This is a genomic window from Planktothrix agardhii, assembly GCF_904830935.1.
GTDB classification, from domain to species: domain Bacteria; phylum Cyanobacteriota; class Cyanobacteriia; order Cyanobacteriales; family Microcoleaceae; genus Planktothrix; species Planktothrix agardhii.
Genome location: NZ_LR882952.1, coordinates 1,382,964 through 1,403,527 on the forward strand (window position 1 = coordinate 1,382,964; position 20,564 = coordinate 1,403,527).

At 37.9% G+C, this 20,564-nt stretch carries 20 protein-coding genes; 6 read left to right on the forward strand and 14 right to left on the reverse strand.

From position 1 onward, the window contains the following. Positions 1-72: 72 nt before the first annotated feature. Positions 73-447, reverse strand: coding sequence for a clan AA aspartic protease (locus NMG88_RS06455; RefSeq protein ID WP_214560657.1), 375 nt, complete (start codon positions 445-447; stop codon positions 73-75). Continuing rightward, positions 444-887 (reverse strand): addiction module protein, encoded by a 444-nt coding sequence (locus NMG88_RS06460; protein ID WP_036842285.1) that lies wholly within the window; start codon positions 885-887, stop codon positions 444-446. Before NMG88_RS06460 ends, NMG88_RS06455 begins: the two co-directional genes overlap by 4 nt. 16 nt (positions 888-903) lie before the next feature. Here NMG88_RS06460 and NMG88_RS06465 point away from each other — a divergent pair, with 16 nt between their 5' ends. Further along, a complete protein-coding gene (locus tag NMG88_RS06465; protein ID WP_254035227.1) occupies positions 904-1,047 on the forward strand; it encodes a hypothetical protein in 144 nt (47 codons plus the stop codon). Here NMG88_RS06465 and NMG88_RS22800 read toward each other — a convergent pair. The 12 genes from NMG88_RS22800 to NMG88_RS06520 all read right to left on the reverse strand — a co-directional run bounded on the left by NMG88_RS22800 (position 978) and on the right by NMG88_RS06520 (position 13,359). Then, positions 978-1,127, reverse strand: coding sequence for a DUF3368 domain-containing protein (locus NMG88_RS22800; protein ID WP_488168648.1), 150 nt, complete (start codon positions 1,125-1,127; stop codon positions 978-980). The two genes, NMG88_RS06465 and NMG88_RS22800, sit on opposite strands and share 70 nt — an antisense overlap. Positions 1,128-1,168: 41 nt before the next feature. Further along, complete coding sequence (locus NMG88_RS06470) at positions 1,169-1,420, reverse strand: UPF0175 family protein (RefSeq protein WP_254035228.1); 252 nt, start codon at positions 1,418-1,420, stop codon at positions 1,169-1,171. Between the two features lie 27 nt (positions 1,421-1,447). After that, on the reverse strand, positions 1,448-1,693 hold the full coding sequence (locus NMG88_RS06475) for a hypothetical protein (protein WP_254035229.1): 246 nt from the start codon (positions 1,691-1,693) through the stop codon (positions 1,448-1,450). Continuing rightward, positions 1,690-1,953, reverse strand: coding sequence for a BrnT family toxin (locus NMG88_RS06480; protein WP_254035230.1), 264 nt, complete (start codon positions 1,951-1,953; stop codon positions 1,690-1,692). Before NMG88_RS06480 ends, NMG88_RS06475 begins: the two co-directional genes overlap by 4 nt. Positions 1,954-2,082: 129 nt before the next feature. Further along, entirely contained in the window at positions 2,083-2,457 is a 375-nt protein-coding gene (locus NMG88_RS06485) for a clan AA aspartic protease (protein WP_042152820.1), read from the reverse strand. Further along, entirely contained in the window at positions 2,454-2,900 is a 447-nt protein-coding gene (locus NMG88_RS06490; protein WP_042152825.1) for an addiction module protein, read from the reverse strand. The genes NMG88_RS06485 and NMG88_RS06490 overlap by 4 nt, the downstream gene beginning before the upstream one ends. A 179-nt stretch (positions 2,901-3,079) precedes the next feature. Further along, positions 3,080-3,475: a hypothetical protein gene (locus NMG88_RS06495; protein WP_042152828.1), complete on the reverse strand. Its 396-nt coding sequence runs from the start codon at positions 3,473-3,475 to the stop codon at positions 3,080-3,082. Beyond that, positions 3,472-3,846, reverse strand: coding sequence for a DUF433 domain-containing protein (locus NMG88_RS06500; RefSeq protein WP_227350292.1), 375 nt, complete (start codon positions 3,844-3,846; stop codon positions 3,472-3,474). Before NMG88_RS06500 ends, NMG88_RS06495 begins: the two co-directional genes overlap by 4 nt. Positions 3,847-4,160: 314 nt before the next feature. After that, a complete protein-coding gene (locus tag NMG88_RS06505; protein ID WP_254035231.1) occupies positions 4,161-7,244 on the reverse strand; it encodes a type ISP restriction/modification enzyme in 3,084 nt (1,027 codons plus the stop codon). 117 nt (positions 7,245-7,361) lie between these two features. Further along, entirely contained in the window at positions 7,362-9,593 is a 2,232-nt protein-coding gene (locus tag NMG88_RS06510) for a hypothetical protein (protein WP_254035232.1), read from the reverse strand. 88 nt (positions 9,594-9,681) lie between these two features. Then, the gene (locus NMG88_RS06515; RefSeq protein ID WP_254035233.1) at positions 9,682-11,559 is read right to left on the reverse strand and encodes a GtrA family protein; all 1,878 of its coding nucleotides are present in this window, start codon (positions 11,557-11,559) and stop codon (positions 9,682-9,684) included. A 45-nt stretch (positions 11,560-11,604) separates the two neighbouring features. Beyond that, positions 11,605-13,359, reverse strand: a complete 1,755-nt coding sequence (locus NMG88_RS06520; protein WP_254035234.1) for a hypothetical protein — start codon at positions 13,357-13,359, stop codon at positions 11,605-11,607. A 254-nt stretch (positions 13,360-13,613) separates the two neighbouring features. Between NMG88_RS06520 and glmM the strand changes: the two genes are divergently transcribed. The 5 genes from glmM (at position 13,614) to hpsO (ending at position 20,436) form a co-directional block, all read left to right on the forward strand. After that, positions 13,614-15,089 (forward strand): phosphoglucosamine mutase, encoded by a 1,476-nt coding sequence (gene glmM / locus NMG88_RS06525; RefSeq protein ID WP_254035235.1) that lies wholly within the window; start codon positions 13,614-13,616, stop codon positions 15,087-15,089. Positions 15,090-15,364: 275 nt separating this feature from the next. Further along, positions 15,365-16,432, forward strand: coding sequence for a 2OG-Fe(II) oxygenase (locus NMG88_RS06530; RefSeq protein WP_254035236.1), 1,068 nt, complete (start codon positions 15,365-15,367; stop codon positions 16,430-16,432). Between the two features lie 38 nt (positions 16,433-16,470). Further along, positions 16,471-18,087: a hormogonium polysaccharide biosynthesis protein HpsL gene (gene hpsL / locus NMG88_RS06535; RefSeq protein WP_254035237.1), complete on the forward strand. Its 1,617-nt coding sequence runs from the start codon at positions 16,471-16,473 to the stop codon at positions 18,085-18,087. Between the two features lie 96 nt (positions 18,088-18,183). Next, positions 18,184-19,170, forward strand: a complete 987-nt coding sequence (gene hpsN, locus NMG88_RS06540; RefSeq protein ID WP_042152850.1) for a hormogonium polysaccharide biosynthesis glycosyltransferase HpsN — start codon at positions 18,184-18,186, stop codon at positions 19,168-19,170. Positions 19,171-19,263: 93 nt separating this feature from the next. Then, the gene (gene hpsO / locus NMG88_RS06545) at positions 19,264-20,436 is read left to right on the forward strand and encodes a hormogonium polysaccharide biosynthesis glycosyltransferase HpsO (RefSeq protein ID WP_042152851.1); all 1,173 of its coding nucleotides are present in this window, start codon (positions 19,264-19,266) and stop codon (positions 20,434-20,436) included. Positions 20,437-20,564 lie beyond the last annotated feature (128 nt).

The window sequence follows — 20,564 nt, forward strand, 5'->3', positions numbered from 1 at the left end:
TCCTAGAGCGATCGCTTTTATTAATATAAAAGAAGCGATCGCACCCAAAATTATAATCAAATTCCTCCTCACTCACGATCGCAAAATATCATCCACAAGAACCGTACCACCATCACAGAAGTCTATACTGAGATGATAATCTTCAAGTAGTGCAGTCCCGATGAGCGGACGATGACCCATTCCTAGCACTGCAACATCTTTTTCTACACCATCCCACAAAATAGTTGCCAAATAAACGTTAGTTGCCACATTAGAATTATCGGCTAAATTTGCATTAATTTCACCAATGTAAGGCAACCCAAGTTTGGCGATCGCAGAAGATGGCAAGGTCAAGAAGCCTTCAAAACCTGTATCAACAACACACTCAATTTCTATATCTAAATTTTCTGGCAGACGCAAAGTTAAACTAATTCTAGCTTGTCGCCCAACTACATTTCCTTGTATCATTCTGCCGTCCTGACCAATGTACCACCAACGGCATAAACCGCATTAAAACCAATCCGTTCCGCCCAAATTATTGCATTAGCCTGTTTAGCCTGTAATTTGCCACTCGTTACTACCAAGTCTTCACCAATTTCATATTCACCCGTCTCCACATTAATTGAAATAATCTTGCCAATATTCTCCGGTGTCTCTACTTGAGCGCGGATAACATTTTCATAAAGTTCTTTACCCCGTCGATCAAACACTTGTTCAGCCGGAATGCCAATAACTTCGCCGCTATCCATTTCGCGATCGCGCCTTTGGGCTTCCTCACTCCAGATAGCCGTAACTTCTGGATCAATTTCCCTACTTTGTCCCAAGTGTTTTAGGAGTCGGGATAGCAATATTGCCTGAGAATCCCTTGGCAATGCCATAACTTGAGCTTCCAGATTTTCAATAGTCATAGTATTTAAGGATTTTATGATAGCTCAATTCTATCATAATCCTAGAGCGATCGCTTTTAGTAATAGAAAAGAAGCGATCGCTCTAAATTATTATGGCTGGTTAAGAATTTGTGTTAACAACTCAGGGGAAATCCGAAACCCAGCTTTGTTAATTAGCTGATCAATTACAGGTGTTAGTGATTCAAGTTCACCTGCTTGTTTAGCGCGGAGTAAAACTCCTAAAATACCTGTTACTTTCAACCCTAAAGATTTAGCAACTTTTCTACATTGGTGAAGTATTACTAACTACGAGCATAAGTCAAATCATCATCTAATTCTTCTGGTGTGTAGTGTCGTAAAACTCCACGCTCTCCCAATAGTTGCCCAAATTCATATTTATCCATAACAGCCAGTTCTCGTGCTTTACCAAAGGATAATAGATCCTGGGTATAGAGAGCGATCGCTAATTCTTGTCGTAATTCCTGTTCAACACGCTGTTCTGGTAAACGAATTGCTTGTAGAACAGAATCAGAAATTGAAATTTGTATTCCCATAAGCGCGATTATTTCTATTAATAATTGTTATTCTGTTCGCGTAATTTTGGTATTTGATTGCTGGCGCTGTGCAATTTCAATTAACATTCTTAATGCCTCATTGACAGCTTGGTCATTGGGAAAAGCTTGGGCAATATCGGGGTCTAAAAGCACTAAGTTTGTCCCAGCACGATACCGCTCAACATACTTACCTTTAACACCTCCTTCCAATTGCTGAAAATCATACTCAGACAGCAATTCATCTTCCATTTCGTTCGGTTTATCCTTGTTCATAAAACCTCTGCTCCTGTCGCGAGCGCTTTTCGGGCGCTGATGATTCGTACCCTTTCTAATCGATCAGTGTGTGCAACAATTAAAAGTTGCCCAAACCTAGATATACCTATGATAATATAGCGGCTTTCTCCGATGGAATGGTTAGGATCGGGAAAAGTTACAGAAAGGGGATCATTAAATACAGTAACAGCTTCCTGAAAGGAAACACCATGTTTATCTAAGTTTCCTGTTGCTTTATCTGGATTCCACTCAAATTCCATACTTAGCTTGCTTCATGACAGCTTGGATGTATTGAAGATTCTACCTTGAAATACTAATCCTAGAGCGATCGCTTTTATTGATATAAAAGAAGCGATCGCACCCAAAATTATAATCAAATTCATCCTCACTCACGATCGCAAAATATCATCCACAAGAACCGTACCACCATCACAGAAGTCTATACTGAGATGATAATCTTCAAGTAGCGCAGTCCCGATGAGCGGACGATGACCCATTCCTAGCACTGCAACATCCTTTTCTGCACCATTCCACAGAATAGTTGCCAAATAAACGTTAGTTGCCACATCGGAATTATCGGCTAAATTTGCATTAATTTCGCCAAGGTAAGGCAACCCAAGTTTGGCGATCGCAGAAGATGGCAAAGTCAAGAAACCTTCAAAACCTGTATCAACAACACACTCAATTTCTATATCTAAATTTTCTGGCAGACGCAAAATTAAACTAATTCGAGCTTGTCGCCCAACTACATTTCCTTGTATCATTCTGCCGTCCTGACCAATGTACCACCAACGGCATAAACCGCATTAAAACCAATCCGTTCCGCCCAAATTATTGCATTAGCCTGTTTAGCCTGTAATTTGCGACTCGTTACTACCAAGTCTTCACCAATTTCATATTCACCCGTCTCCACATTAATTGAAACAATCTTGCCAATATTCTCCGGTGTTTCTACTTGAGCGCGGATAACATTCTCATAAAGTTCTTTACCCCGTGTTTTATCAAAGACTTGTTCGGCCGGAATGCCAGTAACTTCACCACTATCCATTTCGCGATCGCGTCTTTGGGCTTCCTCACTCCAGCTAGATACAACTTCTGCATCGTTTTCCCTACTTTGTCCCAAGTGTTTTAGAAGTCGCGAGAGCAATATTACTTGAGCATCCCTTGGCAATGCCATAACTTGAGCTTCCAGATTTTCAATAGTCATAGTATTTAAGGATTTTATCATAGATCAATTCTATCATACTTGGGAATCAACAACTGCTGATTACTCCATTAACTGCTTTTCTCGTTTCAAGATTCTACCTTAAAATACTAATCCTAGAGCGATCGCATTTATTGATAGAAAAGAAGCGATCGCACTTTTTCAAAAACCTCAACTTCACTTTATGGGATAAAAAGCCGACTTACACCCATATAACTATTAATATTAAGCATAATCTCAATTAGACGCTCAACACAACGTTCTCGATATTCCGAATCATTCAGTAATCTATCAGCGTTTCCAATCGTAATCACAGGTAATGAATTAGGGGTATTTTCTTCGCGCATTACTTGTTCTAAAGAATCCTTGCCTTTCATACTGCGATTAGCTGTGAGCAAAATCATCTGATTTTCTTGAGCCAGTCGCCAAACAACTCTATCATCGCTATCAATAGGCAATTCCATTTGTGCAAAGGTAACAAAACGCATGGGAATGATATCAAGCCAACCTTGATTAGCAATAGAGCCAAAGAAAATCATGGCGTGTCCATTGAGATTATGATCTATCAAAAAAATCATGCTCTAGCCTCACGTTTTGCCTTAGCTGCTCGCAGTTTTTCCCATGCAGCTTCGGTTCCAGGTTGGGGAGGTTGCACCGCAATTCTAGCAATCAGATCACGATTTTTTTCTTCATAATATAGTCGCAGTTCTTCAGCTTCTTTAAGAACAATTTGATACTCAGCTTCAACATCAGGACGATTTGCTTCAATATAAGCTAAAGCCGCGTTAATTTGTGCCTCCGTCAAATCAAATAATCCCCTGATAAATTTAGGTGGATATTGAGCCGTTACATAGTCCATAATATCGTAGATAGTGATGCGTGTACCTGCGATTGTTAATCCTCTTTCTGTACGAATAATAGCTGTTTGTTCGTTAGATAAGGTTGTCATACTTATAGTCTCCTAGAAGTTATTTATATTTTAACTCACCGCGACTCCAACATTTCCTCAACTGTCAAGCCAATATCAATTGCAATTTTTCTTCTAGGATACGATAAAATAGAGAGTAAGAAAACTTGGGCAAAATCACCCGACGAACAAAACTTCTAACGTTTGAACCAGCTTCAGGATATAGCATGAGGAAGTTTACTGTCTCTTTGACTTCTCCTAAAAACTCTACCCAAGCCCAGGTTTTTGTTCCTCGTAATAAGCGGTGGAATCAATTAAAAATAATAAAAGTAGTAAGCCCTTTAGGGCTTTCTCCATCAAACTAATCCCAAATCGGGCAAACTATCAACAATTTTAACGGTTTCTAAACTAACAGTGATCACTTGACCAATTAACCTAACAATATATTGTTCATCATCTAAACGGTTAGGATCATTGACAATTCCACTGCGTTTATCGGTTTTAATTTGATATTGATCAATTATCCAATCTAACGCCGAACGATTTCCTAAACGATATTGAAAGACTTCAGGAGGAATACCACTCAAGGTGAGAAATTCATTATAAATAATTTGGGTTTTGTCTTTACTAAGTTTCATTTTTTCCACTCGCCAATCTAAAGGAACTTGATCATTTTCAATAAATTTAAGCGGATATTCGGGTTTTTCTTCATAGTTAAGATGCAGGTCTGCTAATTGTTGTCCCGCATCAGCAAAACCGCGAAAATCTGGGGCGTAGGGAATGCGAGGAAGTTCCCGTTTTAGGTTGGCGGCGTAGCGTTCTCGATAGCTGGGATGATGCAATAATCCATAAGTATAATAGAAGATATCCCATTTTGTAATAGTCTGATCTTGGTAATAATTTCTAAATTGTTCAAGTGACCAGTCGGTGATATTTTCTTTTCGGTTTGTTCCGTCTTGGTCGTAGGTGTAGAAAGGGAAACATTGAGCTTTTTCAAAAGCAAAGTCTAAAGCAATAATAAATTTACTGATAAAACAACCAAATTCTTTTCTATTTCCAACTCCTGGAATAGTAATAACTAAATTTTCTTTTTGAGTATCGGGTGTAGGAAATATGTAAAGAAAGTGACCTCTACGATCATTTAAAATTTCATCGAAGTATAAAAACTGATTACAAAAAGGACGATATAAAGATGATCTAATTTTGGAAAAATCAGATTGGTGTAATTTACCCCTTTTAAGATATATTTTAAGAGTGCTACTCCAACTAATTTTTGTATCATCATAATTTACAAAATCATCGATTGTAAGAGATTGATTAGCTTTTTGCTTCCATCCCATTACCTGTTCATTATAAGTGTCAATTGTTCGTTGAATATTTGTTTCCAACTTTTGAAGGCTATAGTTATAAACCCAAGTATCACGGCTTGAATGCACAGCATTACTAAATAGTTTGAAGATACAATTTATAACATCTCCTTTTTCATACTTAGCATCTTTATTCCCGATTGAAATAAAATCATTGAATTCATCTTCTAAGCCATTTGTAAGCCAAATATGTTTCCTATCTGGTCTAATTTCGATCCAGTCTACATTGCCAATATTTTCAAGATTTTCTAGTTGATCTAATTTTTCTTGTTTTCTCCAAAATTCGTCCATTCTAGCATAATATATTTTGAGTGATTTATGCTTAGAGCATTTCACAAAAATATTAATACTCACCCCAACCTGAATCCCAAATACATTATGAGTTGTACCTGATAGTTTTGGATTTTTTCTAATATTTCCTCCTAAATCCAGCACATAAATTTTATCAAATTCTAACTCTAAATATTGACGCATTCCATCAAAAGCAATACCATCAATGAAACTATTATTGGTTACCAAAGCAACAATGCCATCATGTACAAGACGATCTGAAGCCCAACGAATTGCTTTAACATAAGGATCAGAAAGCGAATTTTTTAAAGTTGCCTTTGAAACTTTGGAATAAGTTGCTGCAACTCGATCATCAATTCCGGTTTTATCTTTATTGGTATATTTTCTATTTTTATTATTATCATTTTCATTAACCTGCCAAGCATTATAAGGAGGATTTCCAATAATTACAAAAATCGGTGAACTTCTTTGACGGTGAACCCTGGCGGTATTTTCAGGCGTAAATAAAGATAACTGTTGAACCTGTTGGTCAGAAAAAGTATCCACTAAACAAATACCTTCAAAAGCTTTATAACCTCCCGTTGCTTCAAAATATTGATGCTCAATATTCATCGAAGCAATATAATAAGGCAATAACATCACCTCATTGCAGTGTAATTCCTGCTCATATTTATAGGGAAGGGCAGTTTTTCTAATTTCCTGCATCACCCGTAAAATAAAATTACCCGTCCCCACAAATGGGTCAAGAATATGCACTCCTTTGTCATTTAAGGACTTCCCAAACTCTTTTTGTAAGATATCCTCAACACTTTTTACCATAAAATTAACAATGGGTTGCGGTGTGTAAACAATTCCGTGGGTATCCGCAACTTTAACCGCAAACCCTTGAAAGAATTTCTCATAAACCGTATTCAGAAAATGCTGTTTATCGCTAAATTCATCAATAGTTTGAGCCGCATCTTCCAAAGCGCGGTAAAAATAATCAACTTCCCCTAAAAAATGATCTCGACTAAAAGATTTAGAAGTTAATGCTTGAATTACCTTTTCAATTTCCACCGCAATAATATTGCGACGGGTGAAATCAGGATTATTAAAAATTTGTCTAAAAATTCGTTCTGTCAGCAGATGTTGGATTAACATTTCTTCCACCGCAGCTTCAGAAAGATTCGGGTTAATTGCTTGACGGCAAATTTCCGTAAATTCACTAAACGCTTGAATAAATTTCGGGTTAATTTTGCGTTGGGTTTCGATTAAATCAATCAATTTACCCGATAAATCTTTAACCCGTCCGCCAAATTCTGCCGCCGCTATTTCCCATTGGGCAATTTCCGGGGTGCGATATTCAAAAAATAACTTTAACGTCTCAACTAAAATCTGCGGTTTTGTGATATCTTGATCACAGATTTGTTTTCCTCCTTGCCATAAAATTACTCGTTCAGGAGATTGAAAAATAATATTTTCTTTAGGATAACCTAACGCAAACTTTTGTTTAACTTCGCGCTCTAATTTATCGTGACCATCTTTCGCTTCCCAAACGCCATATCTAATACTTCCATCCCGAACTAAAGCACCATCAACCCGAATACTTTTACCGTTGGGTAATTTAATTTGTTTTTCAGGAATCAAGGTTAACTCAAATTGCGGACAACAGGCTTTTAACAGGTCTGCAAAGGCGTCTTTAACCGCTAATTCGTGGGAAACTCCCAATTTTGCAAACTGTTGTAAAGCGTCATAATAAGCTCTAATGGGTTTATGGGTGGGTTTCAGGTTTAGCGTCGCCATAGGAAACAATCTTTCAGATTTTCTCTGTTAATTATGTCATATTAAACTCAATAAAATGTTTAATTTAATAAAAGTTATTTTATTGAGTAAGAGTGCGCTCAAGCGCAACAACGGGGGTTAGGAGAGAATTTCTAAATTGAAACCTTTTCCAATTTGAGTAAGTTGATTTTTTTTAGAGTCATAACTCCAGACTTTCATTTGATTATTTCCTTGGGGTAAAATTGCTGTTGGAACTCGAATTATCCAGCCGGATTTTTCATATTTAGGATTAGATAAAACTTGGACTACATCGGGTCTAGGAATATTAACTTGACCAACAGTAATCAGTTGATTTTTTTTCCCTAAACTTAAATAAACTGCATCCGCAGGTTGGGAAGATTCAGGAAGAATTGACCAACCACCAATGGATAAATTATCACGTTGATGAATAGGTTGGGTAGGAAGGGATTCTATATTACCATTTAAAGATTGAGTTTTAGTTAATTTTAATGGTTGATTATTACGTTTCCAAAACCAATGGGATTGAACGGTTTTATAGGGTCGATAGGTGGTTAAAACATTCTGATAAATTAAAGAAGCGGATTCGGATTTTAAAATCTCATCCCAAGGATTTTGATACCACATTTCATTAGTTAATAATAGGATATCGGGTTTAGTTTCATTAAGTTCTTGAATAACTTCCTGTTGAGCAACGGTAGGTTTAGCATAGAGAACATAACTATATTTAGAACAGGATGGTTTATCAAATAAATAATACCATAATCCCTCGGAAGTTAAGGTAAAAAAGCAAGATTGTTGCTCAATTTCGGGTTTCAGGGTATTCCATGCTTCTAAATAATCTGGTTTTAAGAGTTCTTGATTAGGAGTTGATAAAGCGTCAGGGAGTTGAGTTATTTTTTCCATCCCTCTAACTAAATTAAAACCGGGTTCTGATAAAATAATTACAATCAAGAGAAGAACGGTTAAACTTTGTTGAATTGGAGTTATATTAAGTTGGGATAATTGCGGTTCTATTTCATGTTTATATACCAGATAAATTAGGTAAATAACTAAAAATGTGGTAATTAATGCGCCATGATAGGCGTGTCCGATATCACTTCTATCAAGGGTAATTCTCATGTAAACGGATGCAGGAATTAAGAGTAAAATAATTAAAGTATTTTTTTGAACAAAGGGACGGAGTTTTAATTCTTGATTTTTAAAGTCTAAAATTAGATAAACTAAAACCCCACTTTGAAAAAACATTGATAACCAAAAGGTTTGGGAAGTCGAGCTTAATTCTAAGGGGGGAAGGGGAATAAAAGAAATATAGCGTCCATATTTTCCCCAATATAGAACTTGAGAGATAATGGCATTAATTTGTTCAAAACCCAGGAATATTATACTAATAATAGTAACAGAAATAATACCAATTAACGTTCCTCTAAGCCAAATAATTGTAGTTTTTTTATCAAGAAATAATGATAAAATAGAAGCACAAAGATAAACGGCAATAAAATAAATAGCCCGGTCATAGATATAGAAAAAACTACTGGGAATTGAAGCACCAATTAAAACCGATAACCACTGTGCTTGTTTGGGTTGAGTTTTAGCTATTCTAAAAAAACGTAAGGTTAAAGCTAATTGAATAATGAAACTGGTTCCCCTGCGTCCATCGAATTTATAGAAAATTCCATCAAAAACACAAAAAATAATACAAGAAATTAAGAATATTTTTAATTTATTTTTATTGATTTCTGCCAGATTAATTAATTCCCATAATATCCAAAAATAGCCTACACAGGTAATTACATTTTCTAAGTTTACGAATAACCGAGTTAAAGCAATTCCATTATTTTGAGTAGCGAGATTTTTGGCTAACCAACTGGGAAGAACATCTACGCCATATCCATGAATTAAAACGGTATCAATAAAGGGTTGTTTGAGTTGTATAAAGTTAGGTAAAAATCCTAAAAATTCCCCTTCATGGAAAGAATCAATTAAGGTTGAATTAATTCTAAATTGGTTAAAGGGAGTATTAATTAACCAAGTTAGTAATAGAATAGAACTAATTCCTATCCAAGTATAACGATGGTTAAGAATCTTTAAAAGTATTCCCAGGGGTTTTTGATTTAGGTTTAAAACTAGAGTTGCAATTAAGGGGGGAGTTAGGAGTAAAATAATATATTTGAGATAGTCGGTATAGGGACTAATATTATTAATACTAGCTAAAGAAATGACTCCTTTTGTATTTTCTCCCAAGGGAATTTTTATCGAATTAACGAAGGGAACTAGAATTAACCAAGTGGCTAAAGTAATCGTAAAAATAGCGATTAAATTCACTTTAGCCTGTTGTTTTTGTTCAGACATTTTTAAGAAGGGAACAGGGAAGAAAGGTATTTACTATCTGGTTTGCTAAATCAGTCTATTTCCTAGCTGCAAAGGACGACTACTATAGTTAAGATTGCAGTTCGGAAACTTGATTATTTGATTGATTTGAGGATGAGAAGGAATATAATTTATGTCCGGTAAAACTAATTGTGGCGACACAAGCCGCACTGACTAAACGGGATAGGGTTGGATGCCATCCTAATTCATTAATTAACAGTTGTAATAACCCTAAATTAGCGAGTAAACTGTTTAAAGCAACGGTCGCAAACACGCCATATTGAACAAACCAGTTTTTCCAATAAATCCCAAATACAAACCGACGACTGAGCCAAAAGTTGGTACTTAATCCGATAAAATAACTAATTCCTAATGCGAAAACATACCATAATTCTGAATGGATGAGAATAGAAAAAATCAGAACATCGACAATAGTAGCCGCGCCACCTGTGAACAAATAGCCACCAAATTCTCGTAAGGTTTTTAAGGTTTGGCGACGTCGGGATAGACGAGTATTTGTGGCGGCGGTTGTGGCGGTTTCTGCACTAGCTTCTTCCACATATTCGCTATCACTATTGACATTCCAGAGGTTATGTTTACCCGGAGTTAAAACGTTCTCCGCCGCAAAAATTCCCATTAATAAACTATGGTCTTGGTTATTATACTTAAATGCACCATAGCGTCCGACTAATTGCAAGTTTTGGAAGGTTTGTAAATAGCCTTGAATTTCCGATAACGCCGCTTGATAATTTCCCGCATAGATAGGATAAGTACGGGGTAAACGAAGAATAAACCCATCGGAAACCGCTTGATTTTTTAATAACCCAATTTTGCGTAAGTCTTTTTCAGCTAATATTCTCAATTCATCCTCTGGACATTGCCATAAATCATCGCCAAAATTACACCAATATTCACAACAGAGGGGAGTTTGTTCGGTATTGGCTAACATTTCTGGCGACCAGTTAGCGAAATTTGTCACTCGTCCAACTTGCACCCTGGGGTCATTAATATATAACCAATTATCAGGGAAAATATTGCCTCCTTCTACAATTAAATAGACTAAAATTGTATTTCTAAATTTCAGAGATTTAGCAGCATCAATAACTTTTTCAGGAGGGGAAGATTGCAATTGTTGAACCAAATGGGTCAGAGGAATAGAGGAAATTAATCCTCCACAAGCCACGGTATTTTCCTTTTTGGTGATGCGGTTTTTTAGGGTAATATGGGTGACTTGAGAATTGTGATGATGAACTTGAATTACTTCTGTATTTAATAAAATTGGTTGTTGATGTTGTTGTAAATAGTCAGCGATTTTTTCATACAGTTGACCCGAACCCAAACGGGGAAATTGAAACTGGTCTATGAGGTTTTTAACTTTCCCATCATTGCCTAAAATAGCGTTTTTAATTGCTTTTGATAAGGATAATCCTTTAATGCGTTGGGCGGCCCAGTCGGGACTAATTTCTGTACAAGGAATACCCCATAATTTCTCGGTGTAACCTTCAAAAAATATCTCTGATAGTCGTTTGCCAAATTTATTTTCTACCCATTCAGCAAAATTATTAGTTTGGGGTTTAGGAAATAATCTAACAGATAAATAGGATAGCACAATTCTTAAACTTTCAATTAATCCTAATGCGGATAAAACTTGTTTGGCTTTTAAGGGATAACTAAAATATTTTCCCCCATAATAAATCCGAGTTAAACGATTAACTGTAACTTGTTCATCCCCTAAAACTTCATCCCAAAGTTGCAAAACCGGAGCAATTTTTGTATAAAATCTATGGGGGCCATAATCTAAGATAAAGCCTTGATATTCTATACTTTTGGCTAATCCTCCGACCTGACCATCCCGCTCAACCACAACCACGGACTGACCTTGCTTGGTTAAAGTATAAGCCGCCGCGAGTCCGGCTGGGCCAGCACCTAAAATATAAATTGGTTCCATCACACCTAATATTATCGTTTGATAAATTGTTTCTATAATACAAGATTAATCGGATAATTTAACAAACTCTCCCGACGAATACAATAATAAATCCTGAAAACGGTTAGGATTGTTGAGGGTTAGGGTATAGCTTTGGGGTTGTACATCACTAACTTGATAGTCTTTGGTGACTAATGTATTTTTTGGGGTGGGAAAAAATAGGGTTTGGGGATTGGATAATTGAAATTGATATTGGTTAGGTTGGGGGGAATTAACAATAATTTTATCGCTGGGTTCTCGTAGGGTATTCATCATTACTAATAAAATATTATTGCTATAAAATCTCACGGTTTCAAAGGGTTTATCCGTGGATTTCTGTTCAAATTGAACATTAAAACGATTATTAAGATCAAAAAGATAGAGTCCTTGAATTAATCCGGTTCTGTATAGATAAGCTCCTCTAAAGTTATCAGGAACAGTGGTAATAATAGGGGATTCTATCGTTGTTTTTTGCATACTGGTTAATAAACCTTGGGAGAGTTCTCCGGCGAATTTCCAGTTTTGGTTAACGGTATTGAGGGATAATCCCAAACTCACTAATAAAATTGAGGATAGAATTAAACAGAGTTGAAAATGACTGACCAGAATGGTAAAAATTAAGGCGATATAAATAGAGGTAAAACTAGACGCCCAATATAAATACCTTTCTCCTTGACTATCAAAAGGAGAGACGGAAACATTAATGGCGGGTAAAACACAAATCCAAAATCCTACAATAATTAAAAGTAAGGTTTGAGGAATTTGAGATTTTAGTTGATGTTTATAGTAACCTAAAATTAGAGCAAATATGGATATTAAAACTAAACCTATAAAAGTTAAAATCCAGAAGGTTAAACTAGAGTTGAATTGTCCAGTTAAAACGCTTCGTGTTGGATAAATAATTAAGTTATATAAAATTTGTATGGGATTAAATTTAAGATGAATTCTTTCTCCATATCCTCCCACTAATGTTCCTAATTTGAGATATCGCCAAATAAAATAAAATCCCAAAACTGCTATATATAGTAAACAATTAATTAAAGGTTTTTTGATATTTCTGGACTTTGTTTGGGAATATTGATAGAGTTCATAGGCTATAATTAAACCTGGAAAACTAACAATAGATTCTTTACATAATAAGGCGGCTAAAAAAGCAGTTAAGGAGATAAGGGTTTTACCCCCCCTAACCCCCCCTTGGTAATGGGGGGAATTGGAAGGAGTTTTAGTTCCTGGTTGGTAAGGGGGGGAACTGGAAGGAGTCAGGTTAGGATAATTAATTGGTATTAAATAGATGGAAAAGGATAGTAAGGCGAAAAAAGTGGCGATAACGTCTGTTCGGGCGGAAATCCAAGAAACAGCTTCCGAATGGGATGGTAATAATAGAAAAATAAATCCCGCGAAATAGGGAATAAACCGTTTTAATTTTAAATCTAATCTTAAATTTAAACTGAATAAAAATGCTATACTTCCCACCAAAAAAGAATTAGCTAAATGAAAGCCAAAATTTGTCAAATGATAGCCGAAAGGGTTCAAACCCCAGATTTTATAGTCTAAAAAACTAATTATTCCCAAAAGAGGACGAAAAAATAATGATTTACCATGCTGTTGATTGAACCATAACCCAAACGGCCCTAATTTAGATAATAGTGCAATTAAAACAAAATCATCCGAGAGAAAAAAACTATTCAGGATATTAGCATAAGCAATAAATCCAGTTAGGGCAATAATTCCGATTAAAATAATTGAATAAAAAGATATTTTTGGAAAAGATTTTATTTTCATTACCGTGTTAAAATTTAGATAACCCGATGCAAAGTAAGTTTTTTAAGTATCTTGTTTTGGGGCCATCCTGTCAAGGGATTGATTTTCCATAATTGATTTAAACTTAAAAAAATAGACCGAGAACGGATAATATAAAATCAGTCAATTTTCACCCTCGTAATTTACATCACCTTGGTTAAGATATTTGACCTATGTTCCTGACGTGCTATGCTCCACATTGAGTGTGTGAATATATATTAAGAGGAGTGAATTTTATGGTCGCAACACCCGCTCGGACTCAGAACTTTAGTTCCCCGCAAAAAGAAGCTAACACCGCCCAACCTCGAACCATATCCCATTTCGGCTTTATTGATCAAGTTGGGGAACTCCCCACTACCCCACTATTTGGAACCGATGGTATCCGAGGACGGGTGGGAGGACTCCTAAATGCGCCCCTAGCTTTACAAGTCGGGTTCTGGGCGGGCCAAGTTCTCCGACAGCAAGCCCACCATCCCGGCCCAGTAATATTAGGCCAAGATACCCGCACCTCCGGCAATATGTTAGCCATGGCCCTCTCCGCCGGATTAATTGCTGCGGGGTTGGAAGTTTGGCATATTGGGGTCTGTCCCACCCCTGGAGTTTCCTATTTAACCCTAACCTCCGAGGCTATTGGTGGAGTGATGATTTCCGCCAGCCATAACCCCCCGGAAGACAACGGAATCAAGTTTTTTGGAAAAGATGGTACAAAATTATCCACCGCTTTACAAGGGCAAATAGAGGCGGGAATTAGAGGAAATTCCGATTTTCCGATTGTTTATGGCGACTGTGGCCAACACTATTATCGGCCAGAACTGATTAGAAATTATGCCCAATCTCTGCATAGGCCATTACTCCCAGTCACGAATTTACAAGGGATGCGGGTGGTTTTAGATTTAGCATGGGGGGCGGCAGTTCCCTTAGCAGCCCAAGTATTTACAGAAATGGGGGCGGAGGTGATTTGTCTCCATGATCAACCCAATGGCCATCAAATCAATGTAAATTGTGGTTCTACCCATCTACAAGCCCTACAACAGACGGTTTTAGAACACAATGCCGATCTCGGATTTGCCTTTGATGGGGATGCGGATCGGGTTTTGGCCGTCGATGGCCAAGGTCGGACGGTGGACGGGGATTATATTCTATATTTTTGGGGCCAAACCCTCAGCAAAGCCGGACAATTACCGGAAAATTTAATTATTTCAACGGTAATGGCCAATCTGGGTTTTGAACGGGCTTGGAAACAGTTCGGGGGTAAAATGATTCGGACTCCCGTAGGCGACCAGCACGTTCACGCGGAAATGAAACGGACGGGGGCGATGTTAGGGGGTGAACAGTCGGGACATATTCTCTGTCACCATTATGGAATTAGTGGGGATGGGTTAATGACGGCATTACATTTGGCCACATTAGTTAAAAGTTCCGGTCAGTCTCTAGCGGAATTAGTTAATAATAGTTTTCAAACCTATCCCCAACTGTTAAAAAATATCCGGGTTGAGGACGTTCATAAACGGCGCAATTGGAAACACTGTGAACCTATTGTTAAAGCTATTGAAACCGCAGAAAAAGCCATGGGAGATCGGGGTCGAATTTTAGTTAGGGCGTCGGGAACAGAACCTTTAATTCGGGTAATGGTAGAAGCTGAAGGTGCTGATTTAGCTAACCATTGGGCCGAAAAGTTAGTATTAGTAGTTCGGCAATATCTCACCTGTTAAGCGGGTGAACAATCTATCCGGGCCAGGAAACACACTTGCCCTACAAGGGTTTGAGGATGATCCAACAGATGATTTAGAGGTTCACCGAGTTAACCCTTTAATAATTGTTTACAAACCCATCGGGTAGGTTCCCAATCGGAATTAGGATAGGCGATCAGCGTCGGCATTTCTTCTTCATACCGGGGCTGATATCGCCCAATTTAGCTTTGCAGAAGGAACAGACAAAATAGCATCTTGGTCGTACCAAGTTAAAGTTGATCGCCAGGAGTAGCAAAATGCCTATATCCGTAGGGGAACCTGCACCTTGGTTTACCGCCGAGTCTACCACCAATCCTAAATATCATTTTCAATCTGTTGCAGGACGCTATGTGTTCCTGTCTTTTATCAAGTCGGCTAGAGATCCCGCCGGTCGTCGGGTACTGGAGGATTTAGCTACCTATCGAACTGTTTTTAATGATGAATTCTGTTGTTTTTTTGGGGTGAGTATTGACCCAGATGATCAACAAACATCCCGACTCAAGGAACAGATTCCGGGGATTCGTTTTTTTTGGGATTTCGATCTTAATATTAGTGAAAAGTTTGGTGTGATTGAAGGCGATCGCTATCGCCAATATACCTACATTATTGATGAACGTCTCCGGGTTTTTGCCGTGATTCCCTTTGGGTCTCAACCAGAAAATCATCTAGCGATTTTGATGGCAATTCTCTCCCGACTTCCTGAAATTCCCCCCCCTCAACCCGCCTCAGTCCAAGCCCCGATTCTAGTGGTTCCCCGGGTCTTCGAGCCGGAATTCTGTCAAGAGTTAATTGCTTACTATAATCTTCATGGGGGGGATGAATCGGGATTTATGCGAGAAGTAGAAGGACGTACCATTGGGATTCAAGACCCCACCTTCAAACGTCGCCGCGACCAAAATATCTTTGATGAAAGATTGCAACAAGCCGCCATAATCCGCATTCATGATCGGTTAGTGCCAGAAATTCATAAAGCCTTTCAATTCAAAGCTACCCGCATTGAGCGACATATTGTAGCTTGCTATGATGGCAAGAGTGGAGGATTTTTCCGCCCCCATCGCGACAATACCACCAAGGGTACTGTCCATCGAAAGTTTGCTGTATCCCTGAATCTGAATACGGGACAGTATCAGGGGGGGCTACTGCGATTTCCAGAGTTTGGCCGTCAGACCTATACTGCCCCTGCGGGGGGAGCCGTGGTCTTTTCCTGTTCCTTGCTGCATGAAGCGACCCCCGTAACTCAGGGACTCAGGTATGCTTATCTACCGTTTTTATATGATGATGCGGCTGCGAAAATTCGGGAAATGAATCTGCAATTTCTGGGTTAACTTTTTTCCTCCTCTGCCGACTCCTATTCCTGATTAAAATGGTTACAAAAGCCAAAAAAAAACCGAAAAAACTCAAAAAAAAGTCGAAATCCAAAAAACCGACTTTAAGTAAAACAGAGATTAAACTTCGGCAAAAGCAACGGTCAAAAGCGATTAAGAAAGTTATATCTTCATCGTCAGGAATTATTACTGCTGCTGCTGTTATTGGGGGGATTTTATTTGTTATTGCTGGCCCGAAATTAGCGATCGCCGGGGGAGGAGGAATTTTAATTGTAGGCCTATCCTATCTTTACCCTGACATGGCATTATGGGGGTTTTTAATTTATTTACCATTTAGTGGCACAGTCACCTACTGGATTGGTGGAGGTAGCCCCATATTTCAACTAGCTAAAGATGGCTTTTATTTTCCCGCCTTATTTGCCAAATATAAGGAATGGAAAAGCAAGCGAATGCCGATGATTGTTCCCAAAGCATTAAAGCAACCTTTGATGGTACTTCTCGCCATTTGTGGTTTAACTTTATTGTTAGTAAATGGATTACAACAACTAAAACCCGAAGGTGGCGACAAACCGATTTTACTCGGACTAATGGGGTTAAAATCATTTATTGGATACCTGCCCTTAATTACCTGTGCCTACTATCAAATTAAAGGCAAAAAAGAACTATTATTTTTAACTCGTTTAACCCTAGTTTTAGCGATTATTTGTTGTTTTTTGGGAATGATGCAATATCAATTTTTAGCCAGTGGTCGCTGTCAGGGAACCGATCACCTCACCGGAGATGATTTATTCAAAGCCACTCTGGATGCTAAATGTTTAGTGGGCGGGTCTTTAGTCTTTAGCCCGTCACAAAATATGATTCGTTTACCCGGAACCTTTGTCGCACCTTGGCAATGGGCTTGGTTTTTAATTGCCAATGCCTTTTTTACCTTTGCAAGTGCCTTTAGTGACCCTTCTCCCCTCTGGCGAATTACGGGTTTAGTGGGCATGGCTATGGTATTTATTAATGCCGTAATTTCCGGTCAACGAATTGCCTTAGCATTGGTTCCAGTAGTCACAATTATTCTATTAGTTTTAACCGGACAAGTTGCCAACTTAAAACGATTTCTTCCCATCCTCGCCGGACTCGGTTTAATATTAGGAATTGCGGCGGCGGCCAGCCCAGCATTTTTACAAGAACGAGTCGATAGTTTTGTCGGCCGTTGGAATGCTTCCCCCCCCACAGACTTCATCTCAGAACAGTTTGGACAAAGTAGCGGAGGGCAAAAAGGGATTTTAGGAAAAGGACTCGGACGAGCTACCAATGCCGCTCGGATTTTTGGGAAAACCGCTTTAATTGAAACCTACTATCCCAAAATGATTTTTGAAATTGGGCTAATTGGAGTCGCAGGTTTTCTCTATTTAGTTACTACCATGGTCGTGATTGGGTTTAAATCCTATCGTTCCGTTAAAGATAAAAATTTACGCAGTTTTGGCGCTAGTTTTTGGGTTTTTGTGTTAATCATTAGCTACAATACCTATTATTACCCCCTAGATGTTGATCCAGTCACGGTTTATTATTGGTATTTTGCCGGGGTACTCTTTAAACTACCCGAAATTGATCGGGAAGAACGAAAAAAACTGATCGAAGCAGGTGAACTAGATCCAGATATCTAAATGATCCTGTTAATAATTAGGTGGGGGCATTTAGATCAATTTTTTTAGACAAACTATCAAATCAATAATTCAAACCTGATATGAGGAAAAAAACTTATGAATTTACCTTTAATTTCTGTGATTATTCCCACCTATAACCGTGAACAAGTATTACGGGAAACCTTAGCAGAAGTATTACAACAAACCTATCCAAATTTTGAGATTTTAGTCGTCGATCAAACCCAAACCCATGAACCCGAAACCCAAGCCTATTTAGAACAATTAACCCAAGCCGGAAAAATTAAATGGTATCATTTAGAATGGGCAAGTTTACCAGGTGCCAGAAATTATGCTGTTCGACGTTCTCAAGGAGATATTCTATTATTTATTGATGATGATGTGCAACTCCCAGAAGGATTTTTAATGGCTCATGCTCGCAATTATATCCCCGGAGAAACCTCCGCACCAGAGAAAATTGGAGCCGTTGCGGGACGAGTTTTTGATCGGATGAAATTAAGCGATTCTGGCGGAGGATTAACCATTAAAAACTTACCTCCCGAAGCTCAAGATCCTGGTATTGCTTGGTATCATCTTGATTTAGTTCATACGATTAAACCCCAACAAGTTATTTCCGCCAGAGGATGTAATATGTCCTTCCGACGAGAAATTTTTGAACAATTTGGTTTAACCTTTGATGAACGATTTAAAGGTAGTGCAGTTCGAGAAGAATCGGATTTTTGTTTAAGAATAAGACAAACAGGTTATATTATTTGGTATGATCCAGAAGCCCATTTAATTCATCTAGGAGAAGAAGCCGGAGGCTGTCATGATATGAGTACCCGTTCTGTACAATATCAGATTACCTTCTACCATAATCACTTCTTTATGGGGTTAAAAAACCTAACTCCGGGTCAATGTTTCCACTTTTTTGCTAAACTATTTGATTGCCACGTTTTAGGACATCCTCCCTGCAATAAAAGTGGTTCTCCCCTCAAAATTATTAGTCGTTTATTCTTCTATAAATTAGGCTTAATTAAAGCCCTAGGAACCTGGATCACCTCCCTCTGGGATCAAGGACAAATCTACACCCAAAAAGACCCTTAACCCGTTGTTGCACCGTTGTTGCGCTTAAGCGCAAATCTTCTAAGAGGGGCTAAAGCCCAACAACAGTAAAAACATTAAAAATAGAAAAAACCTATGAGAATTTTAGTAGCCAGCCATACCTATATTGTGGACTTAAATCGGGAAAAATTTAGAGCATTAGCCCGTTTACAACCCAATATAGAAGTAACAATAGTTGTTCCCAAACGTTGGCGACCCGGAGGAGTTCAGAATAAAATTATTGAATCTGAATATTTAGATGAAGGAAATTTTAAAGTAGTTCCTATTTCTAATTTTAGTCAAAATAATCAAGGTTTACTTACCTTTGGTTTAGATTTAGTATCTCTCCTAAAAACCTTTAAACCCGATATTATTCAAGTGGAACAGGGTTCTAAAGCCCTAACCTATAGTCAATTTATCACCTTAAATCATCTTTTGGGTTTAAAAGCAAAAAACATCTTTTTTACTTGGTGGAATTTGCCTTATGATTTGAAATTTCCCGTTTCTCTCCTAGAAGGATATAACCTGAAATATACTGATGGAATTGTAGTTGGAAATCAAGATGGCAAAGATATTTTACACCAAAAAGGATATAATAAACCGATTGAAGTCATGCCCCAATTAGGCATTGATGAACAGTTATTTAAACCCGAACCTCAACCGGAACTAAAAGCCGAATTAGGGATTAAACCCGATGAATTTGTCGTTGGATTTGTGGGGCGTTTTGTTGAGGAAAAAGGATTAATAACTTTAGCCAAAGCCTTAGCAGGATTAAAAGAATATCCTTGGAAATGGGTATTATTAGGTCGGGGAGAATTGCGATCGCAACTCCTAGAAATAGCCGAAAAATTTGAATTTAAAGATAGATTAATATTAATCGAAAGTGTTCCCCATGATCAAGTACAACGCTATATTAACCTGATGAATACCCTAGTTTTACCATCCGAAACCACCTACAAATTTAAAACCTTAACCGCCGCCGGATGGAAAGAACAATTTGGTCATGTTTTAATCGAAGCCATGGCCTGTCAAGTTCCCGTCATTGGCTCCGACTCCGGTGAAATTCCCCATGTTATTGCAGATACCGGATTAATATTTCCAGAAGGAAATGATCAAGGCTTACAAAACAGTTTAAAACAGTTAATGACAAATCCAGAATTAGCAAAACAGTTAGGAGAAAAAGGTTATCAAAGAGCCATGACCCACTATACAAATAAGGCACTTGCTCAAGAATTGCTAATCTTTTATCAACAATTACTTGATCAATGATTAGGCAATGATCCATAGTATATCCCTCTTTTATCACTACAGGGAATTTGTATACCGCTACCAATTAAGGTGTTGGACAATACTAAATCTTGTAACCTGCTCATAACATACTCTTGCCTGTCCCCTAG